The 8,134-nt window shown below is 39.0% G+C and carries 9 protein-coding genes and 1 pseudogene; 5 read left to right on the top strand and 5 right to left on the bottom strand.

Annotated features, from left to right (window positions below; translation table 11 throughout):
- Positions 1 to 351, top strand: a pseudogene (locus tag AC1DRQ_RS27985) (MFS transporter); the annotation flags it as partial.
- Positions 352 to 439: 88 nt separating this feature from the next.
- Here AC1DRQ_RS27985 and AC1DRQ_RS27990 read toward each other — a convergent pair.
- The gene (locus AC1DRQ_RS27990) at positions 440 to 1,492 is read right to left on the bottom strand and encodes a proline iminopeptidase-family hydrolase (RefSeq protein ID WP_477428882.1); all 1,053 of its coding nucleotides are present in this window, start codon (positions 1,490 to 1,492) and stop codon (positions 440 to 442) included.
- Between the two features lie 351 nt (positions 1,493 to 1,843).
- Here AC1DRQ_RS27990 and AC1DRQ_RS27995 point away from each other — a divergent pair, with 351 nt between their 5' ends.
- The 3 genes from AC1DRQ_RS27995 to AC1DRQ_RS28005 all read left to right on the top strand — a co-directional run bounded on the left by AC1DRQ_RS27995 (position 1,844) and on the right by AC1DRQ_RS28005 (position 3,196).
- Positions 1,844 to 2,065 carry a hypothetical protein gene (locus AC1DRQ_RS27995; protein WP_477428884.1) on the top strand — a complete coding sequence of 74 codons (222 nt, stop codon included), beginning with the start codon at positions 1,844 to 1,846 and terminating at the stop codon, positions 2,063 to 2,065.
- A gap of 227 nt (positions 2,066 to 2,292) precedes the next feature.
- Entirely contained in the window at positions 2,293 to 2,760 is a 468-nt protein-coding gene (locus AC1DRQ_RS28000) for a VOC family protein (RefSeq protein ID WP_477428886.1), read from the top strand.
- 43 nt (positions 2,761 to 2,803) lie between these two features.
- Positions 2,804 to 3,196 carry an iron chaperone gene (locus tag AC1DRQ_RS28005; RefSeq protein WP_477428888.1) on the top strand — a complete coding sequence of 131 codons (393 nt, stop codon included), beginning with the start codon at positions 2,804 to 2,806 and terminating at the stop codon, positions 3,194 to 3,196.
- 54 nt (positions 3,197 to 3,250) lie between these two features.
- Here AC1DRQ_RS28005 and AC1DRQ_RS28010 read toward each other — a convergent pair whose 3' ends face one another.
- From AC1DRQ_RS28010 to AC1DRQ_RS28020, 3 genes are all read right to left on the bottom strand, one after another.
- Entirely contained in the window at positions 3,251 to 3,418 is a 168-nt protein-coding gene (locus AC1DRQ_RS28010; RefSeq protein WP_477428890.1) for a hypothetical protein, read from the bottom strand.
- Positions 3,419 to 3,615: 197 nt separating this feature from the next.
- Positions 3,616 to 4,788: a DUF5009 domain-containing protein gene (locus AC1DRQ_RS28015; RefSeq protein ID WP_477428892.1), complete on the bottom strand. Its 1,173-nt coding sequence runs from the start codon at positions 4,786 to 4,788 to the stop codon at positions 3,616 to 3,618.
- Between the two features lie 91 nt (positions 4,789 to 4,879).
- Positions 4,880 to 6,679 (bottom strand): glycoside hydrolase family 9 protein, encoded by a 1,800-nt coding sequence (locus AC1DRQ_RS28020; RefSeq protein ID WP_477428894.1) that lies wholly within the window; start codon positions 6,677 to 6,679, stop codon positions 4,880 to 4,882.
- A gap of 428 nt (positions 6,680 to 7,107) precedes the next feature.
- Between AC1DRQ_RS28020 and AC1DRQ_RS28025 the strand changes: the two genes are divergently transcribed.
- Positions 7,108 to 7,449, top strand: coding sequence for a hypothetical protein (locus tag AC1DRQ_RS28025; RefSeq protein ID WP_429392875.1), 342 nt, complete (start codon positions 7,108 to 7,110; stop codon positions 7,447 to 7,449).
- A gap of 38 nt (positions 7,450 to 7,487) precedes the next feature.
- Here AC1DRQ_RS28025 and AC1DRQ_RS28030 read toward each other — a convergent pair.
- Positions 7,488 to 8,134, bottom strand: a 647-nt coding sequence (locus AC1DRQ_RS28030) for a family 20 glycosylhydrolase (RefSeq protein ID WP_477428897.1), incomplete at its 5' end; no start/stop codon positions are given.

Genomic DNA, 8,134 nt, shown 5'->3' on the forward strand with positions numbered 1-8,134 from the left:
GGTGTAAACAATGCCCTTACGCGTATATCAAATGTTTTTGCCAATGCTATTTTAGGTGCTTTAGCTGTTTTATTTTTCACTGGATCATTGCAACATCAAATACAGCATATTCAACTAAGTCCCAAACAAAAACAAGTAATAATGGCACAGGCCGCTAATCTGGGTGACGCTAAAGTGACCACAGGTTTTAATGAACATGAGCAGGCAGCAGCTAAAAAATTATACCGTGCAGGCTTTATTGATGTTTATGCCAGAGTAATGCAGCTATCCGCAGGACTCGCTTTTTTAGGAGCATTGATGTCTTTTCTGTTTATTAAGAACAGTACCATAAAAAAGACTCACTCACCCTGATCGAAACAGATTCATAAATACTTTCACGACATTTGATGCGGTACATCATTAGGGTAAACAATAACGGTGGTAACCCAACAGGTTCAGCTTATAATTTTATCTTTTTTTCTCCTGCATCTACTCCTTTAATAAACTTAATTAAGCCATTCATATAAGTTTGCTGGTCATCATACATACTCATATGACTGCCATTTGCGCAATATAGATAATTTCCATTTTGAAATTGTGTAGCCATCCATTGCATATGCGCGGGATCCATACTATCATACTTTGCCCCGATGCTTAGTGCCGGAACAGCAATTTTGGGCAGATCAGCCTTGCGGTCCCACTTGAGCAACTTGCCGGCAATGCCAAATTCGCTTGGCCCCTGCATGGTTACATACAATGATTGATTTATTTTATTTAAAGAACGGGTTACCGGCTCGGGCCATTCATCTACCGGGAAACGGCATATATGTTTAGCGTAATAATTGGACATTAACAGTTGCATATATTCCGGATTTTGAAAATCGCCTTTTGCTTCAATGGCTCTAATACGTGCCAATACTTTTGGGTCAAATTGTTTTGCCAATACATCATCAGCGTATTTTCCATAGTCGGGACAACTGGCCATCATGTTCGATATAATGAGGCCCTTTAAATTTTGCTGATACTTCAAGGCGTATTCCAAAGCAAGTATTCCACCCCATGAATGCCCTAACAGGTAAAAATTATCTTTATCCAGTTTTAACGCTTGTCTTACCTGCTCTACCTCTTCTACATAACGTGGTAAACTCCACATAGAAGTATCTTTGGGGTTATCGGAATTACCAGTGCCCAATTGATCATAATAGATCAACTCAATTCCCTCGGCTGGTAAAAAGCTTTCCATGCATTCAAAATACTCATGGGTGGCACCGGGTCCGCCATTAAGCAACAGCACCTTGATTTTAGGGTTATTGCCTATTTTCTTTGTCCATACATTGAATTTTCCTTTAGGGGTATTAATAGCGATAACCTTTATCCCGCCGGATTGTACACCACCGGTAGTATCCTTTAAAAAGCTGCTTAAGCTCAGTTCTGTTTTTTGCTGCTCTTCAGGGTTTTTGCATGCGCATAACCAGGTAGCGGCTATTAATATTAAGATCTTTAAATGTTTCATATTCATTTTTTAAATGCAGCTAAATTCAAATCTAAACTTACAAAAGATTTATTTCTGCATGTGCTTTTATGCGGTGCTAATGTATAAACTTTAAGGTAGATCCGCCTATCACCAAAAGTGGGGATACAGAATGCATTTAAATTTAGACGGTCTTATTCCCACCCTATTGTATAAATTAATTCATGGCTGGTTAAATCAAACAAGATGGCAGCAGTAAATTACCGGTTAAAGCCTGATTTAAACCCATATTGAGAAAATTATTCACAATAGCCCGATATTTAAGCATCGGGTTTTTTGTTGATTACATTAAAGTTTATACATTTGTCGCATTATAGCTWCACATTACTGAACATGAAAAAAACATTAGGGCTTTTAATTACAGCGATAGGCATATTAATTGTAGGCGGTTATATTGCTTTTACCCCAAATCACGCATTTAATCCGGCCGATTCGGTTAGTGGAACTGATGCGTCAGCCGGAATTGTTTACGGTGGATTTGTTACTTTTGGTATAGGCATGGTGATCTTTATATCATCTTTACCATACGCCGGACAAAAATCAAAAAACGCCTAACTTATAAAGCCTTAGGCAAATAAGTTTCAATATTGATCCTTTTGGATGTACAAATCCTGATCCGTTTAACGGATCGGGATTTGTTGTTTTATAACCCTTACGCAGTTGCGCAATACCCCCCGCAGATTGTCACTTTCACACCCTTTTAATAGAAATCAGAGCAAGTAACTTTGAGATATCAAACAAAAATGGTAAAACAGTAATTACAATTAAAAGGAGAAATTATTATGCAAAAGATCACCACCTGCTTATGGTTCGACGGTAAAGTTGAAGAGGCAATTAACTTTTATACTTCAGTATTTAAAAACTCAAAACTTAAAGACATCAGCTATTATGGCGAAGGGCAACATCAACCTGCAGGAACCGTATTGGCGGCTACCTTTATACTTGAAGGGCAAGAATTCATGATCTTAAACGGGGGCCCAATGTTTAAATTAACCGAAGCTGTTTCATTATCTGTTAAATGTAAGACCCAGGAGGAAATTGATTTTTACTGGACAACGCTATCCTCTGATGGTGGTGAAGAGTCCTTTTGTGGTTGGGTTAAAGACAAATACGGCTTGTCATGGCAGATAGTTCCAGCTGAACTAAATAATTGGATACAGGACCCTAAAAAATCGGCTAACGTAATGCAGGCAGTAATGAAAATGGGTAAGCTCGATATTAAAACCTTAAAAGAAGCATACGAGCAATAATAACGTTGGTGATAACCCAAATCGATTTCATTATATTTATATTATGCGAGGTTCAAATTTCCCAACTCCGCGTACTGCTGATGAATATATAGCACAGCAACCCGTGGAGTTTAGGGCTACGCTTGAAAAGCTGCGATCAATCATCCAAACAACAGTTCCGCAGGCTATAGAATCGATCAGCTATCAGCTGCCCTGTTATAAGTATCTTTATATGCTGGTTGGCATTGGCACCAATAAAAAGTATTGCAGCTTTTATACAATGAACCCAGGCCTTGTAAAAACCTTAAAAGAAGATCTTAAGGATGTTAAAGTCTCCGGATCAACCCTCCATTTTTTACCTGATGAGGTAATACCCGTTGATCTGATCAGGAAAATTATACTGGCCCGTGTAGCACAGAATGAAATTTTAGCGCTAACTAAAAAAAGTAAAGTTTAAATTCGGGGTAGCCCCAACTTATATACAAATAGGAGTAATTAATAGAGATTACTCCTATTTGTTTTTGTGTTCATTATTTATCCGCTCTAACCTACCCTGTTCATTAACGCCATATTTTGAAAAAATCTTAGCACTTTCCGGCTGGTCATATTTGGTTTCTCTTCTTCTTGACGGACCGCGCAGCGGTACTATTAAAATGCATAAAAAAATAAAGATCTTCATTATAGCTACCAACATAGGATATTTTTTTGTGCAACTACATACAAGTCGCCATTACAGAACCGTAAAGCACATGATTGGTTGGGCTTTGTAGATATTTGGCCTGCGGTTGATTAGTCCCGGCTAACTGAAGCCTAAGATAGGTAAATGATTAATAATTCAGAAATTGTAAATAGTTGTAAGGTGAAATACCCTGGCTTTTATATTTTTAGCCTGAACTTTCTTCTTTCCAGGTATCCTACCAAAATGATCACTAAAAAAGAGATAACCATCGCTCTTATCAATGCCCCTACTCCTGAATTAATGATATGGGGGTATTTAACATGGAGCAGCTTTAAAATATAAAACTGAAAATATGGAATCAAATAACAGGTAAGGGTACTTGTGCCCGCCGGGCGGATAAGCTTAAACCAGTTTTGCTTTCCCTTTACATCAACAAGGTATATCATAAGTTCGAAAACCAATATGCTGATGCCGGAGCATATCATTACCCAGGCTGTTGTGGAGTATATTTTTGATATACCGCCCGTAAATGGTCTTGCTATAAAACCACCTGCCAGCATCGCTACGGCTATCGCTGTAAAAATGCCCCAAATGTATTGTGTTTTTGCCTTTTGAGCCAGTTGCGCATATAATACTGAGATCACTACCCCGCACATTACCAGTGAAACTGAAGATGCATCATCTATTACCCACAGATCCATATCAAACAACTCCAAATGCGAAACAATACTTATAATCAAAAAGATCAGAAGTGTGGCAATTAATACCCAAAGCCTGCCTTTAACCAATAGGTACACGCTTGCACATACAAAATAAGCCCAGCCAATGATACCTAATATGCCCCACCACGAGTGCTGCATTATATGGATGTGACCAGGTTTGCCACCCCGGTAAATAATAGCTAAAAAAATAAGTACAATTATACCTGTGCCAATAAATGCATACTTTTTAGCTTTAACCATTTGAGGTGGGTAATCCAACCAGATCAGGAAAAAACCAATATGAGCCAGTAAACCCCACATGGGTTTTGATAGCAGCGATACATTACTATAAGTTTCCAGGTTTACATGAAAAACGCCAATGATAATTAAAGCTATCGACCTCAGCAAAATATAACCTGCTATTGAAATAAATGATTCGCCTTTTTTTAAACGATTATTAATGGAGAATGGTAGTGAAAGCCCCACAATGAACAAAAAAGCCGGAAAAATGGTATCGGCAAAACCTAATCCGTCAACATTATCCTTTACATGTTCAATCCAATCTGGTATGTTATGCGCGCCTTCCAGATCGTTCACAAATATCATGAACAACATGGTAACCGCTCTGAACACATCGATAGATAATAAACGCCTGGGTAGCTGGTTCATGTGGTGTCTTTGTTTACTATCTTTATTTTAATAATATGACCTAAAGCCAATAAAGATAATAACTAAGGCGACTTATTAAGTATTATTCATATTATTCAGGCTGGGCCATAGCGGTAATAGCCTGTAAAAACCAGGCAGCGTGGGGCAGCCATTGTTCGGTCCAGCGCCACTCATTGCCTTTGTCTTCTGTTTTAAAATCAATTCCGCTGCCATCAGGACTACCCTCTTTACCGGTGATGCCATTTGATATCCCACCCTTGCCCGATCCATGACCAAAACTTGAGCTCATATAAGGCACATTAGTTTTACCAAACTGGTACATAAAACAAATGGAATAAGGATTGCAACCCAGTACMCAGGATATTTGATCGGATGCATAGACAGCAAGATCTTTTTTTACTCCCCAGCCCCCTTTTTCCGGGTAAACCAGTCTGCCCCCTACCAAAGCAGCCGTAGCTAATGATCCTAAACGCGCGTTTTCACCCTGCCACCACCAGCCGGTTTCGTTTTCATGTGGTATAAAAAAGCCGTCTTTAATTTTATCACCCATACGGAAGGTTTGCCTTGCATAACCAAAAGGGTTGCTTACCGCTGTGGTTACCCGTAAGTTGTAGTCAAGTGCTTTTTTGATCACATTTAAGGCAGCACTCCTATCTTCTGTATTATTCTCCTTACTCAAATACCGGCACAAAGCAACTACCGGTAAGCCTGCATCAGAAGCATGCCAAAATGGTCGACCGGTATCATTAGCTATAAAATAACCAGCCGGGCTCATACGTTTCTCTATGTTTTGTGCGCGTTTACGTGCTTCGTCATGATAAAACGAGCTATCCGTAGCTATCCATAGTTCAGTAGCAGCCATTAGGGCACAATAATCATCAATAATATTTTCTTTGCCGTCATCGTCATATTTAGTATTGTTAATCAGCAGGTGGGCAAAAGCACGTTTTGCAGCATCAAGGTATTCCGCCGATTTAAATTCCCCGTCTTTTTTTAGCTGAGAGATCCTGGCAAGAGCAGCTATGCCCATGCCTCCGCCTTCACGAAAAGCACATTGGTATTCATCAGTAGTAACACTGTTGGCCCTTAAGCCTACTATCCTGCGTGCTTTTGGATCTTTACTAAAATAGCTAAAAACGGTCATATAAAAATAGCCCTCTTTTGATAGCGACCGCACCATATAATCGCCACCCCACAGCGCCTCGTTAACCATATTATCATAAGCCCCAAGCTTATTAAGCAAACCAGGCACAGTTTGTACCGCGTTAACCATTGACCATGTAACTAAGGGTATTTGCTGCGGCGACATGTAATTGGCATAAGCCAGGTGCGAAAAATATTTACTTACATCGCCGGAGGCATCACACCATCCCCCGCGAACATCAGCTGTTTTTGTGCTGCCATAAAGAATTACCGCTTTATCAACCTCCAATTCGGTTGGCGTATTAGCTCTTTGTTTGTTGTAGTAACTAATAATGGATGGAATGGTATTTATCGCCAGCGCGTTCTCGCTTACCTCAAACTCATCCGACTGGTATTGTTTGCCGTTTACAGTAATGCTTACCCTGTATTTGCCGGTTTGTTTGAACAAGGAAAAATCGGCCTGGTAAAAATATTTACCCTGTGCCCATTCATTTATTTGCTGCGGACCTTTTAGTGTACCTTTAAATTCGGCTTTACCAGATGCATTTATCAGCGTGAACATAGTATTGCCACTTAGCTTATTATCATTACTTATAACGGCCATTTTTGCTCCACGGGCATCAAAAGCAACCTGATTAACATAAATTATGGGTGCGGCTTTGATGACCGAACCTAATAAAACTAAAAAACAGGTGAGGATTGCTTTAAATTGCCCGGTATGGTTCATTTTAAAATTGGCGATCGTCATTAAGGAAGTTTTTTCTGGGTAAAGAAATGGTGTTAACAGCATTATATTAACCTGTGGTTATAGCTGCAAATTACTAATTAGCTTTATAAATAAGCTTAAAGTTAACTTTGGTTACCCCTATATAACCACTACAAGATTAAAATTATACGTTTACCAATAGCCTAATAATAGATTGTTTGCAGGAATTTAATAAAAATGTTAATTACAGAACTTTATATGAATTATATAAGTTCATTACCCTTTAATTTAGGTAGCTTTGAAAAATAATGTGGTAACATTATTGGCGGTTTAAAAGCCAGGCTACCTTAAATTTAACAAACAACAAATTATTTAATATAAGATCGGGATACATCCCCGTTCTTAACATCGTTTGAAGCCCTTGTAGAATACTCCTCACAAGGGCTCCATTTTTATATAGAAAGCACAGTATGGAAGAAAGAAAGTATTTAACTACCTGGAAAAGGTACATGCCCGTTATCCGTTTGCATTTGAAAAAAAGCCTGAATGAAGACCAGCAGTTTAAACTGAATATAACTGATTTTGAATCGGCAGGTGACCGCGGAAAATCAGGTTATACATTTAACATCACTATGGAAAATGGTAAGGTTATGAATAACATCAGTGGATCGGCAGTGGCGCGTGACCTTTACGAGGCAATTAAAGCCGACGAGGCGGTAAAGGCCCTTTTATTGGATAAAAGCGTAAAAATAAGCGTCGGAAAATCATTTATGCTCAGCATAAAAACAACCCACCTTTCTACTTACAGATAGGCTTAAAACATAATTACGAAAGGAAATAACCCAATAAGTTATTTCCTTTTTTTATGCAGTTTGCCTGATGTTTTGTACTTTTTGTTTGATCCCTTTTTGTTTTTTACGGATGATTTAAGATGCGATTTTTTTGAAGCATGGCGACGGCTATATTTCTGAACCTCAGACACTTTGATGCGTGGGATAAAGTCGATAGCTTCGGGATGAAATGTTGGGTCAAAGGGATTATAATAATAGATACCTGCACTATCATAGTTCTTCAAGTCTGCCTTTAACCGTTCATTAAATGAAACTTCATTTTTTAGTTCTGGCGCGGTCCACGCTGCTTCGGCCAAACCTGCTATACGCGGGAAAAGCATAAAGTCCAGTCGTTTTCCAGATCCTATACGCTCCGTCCAGATATTAGCCTGTACACCTATAATGAGCTTTGAATTCAATTCGTCTGCCGGTATTTGCCTATCCGGGAAATTATAAACATCTGTTACTTTATTGATCTCACCATTCCATTTACGACCTGATATATGGCTATTATCCTGCTCAAAATCAAAGTACAGGGGCAAGCGCGGGCAAAGTACCACCTCATAGTTTTTCTGGAGTGCTAAGTGCAATTGGCCGGGCAAATTTTGCCGCCACCAAAAAATAATGGTTTTATCGGCAGGCAGATTAGTTCCGGTGGCCTCATCCC

This window comes from Mucilaginibacter sp. P4_E8 (assembly GCF_056401495.1).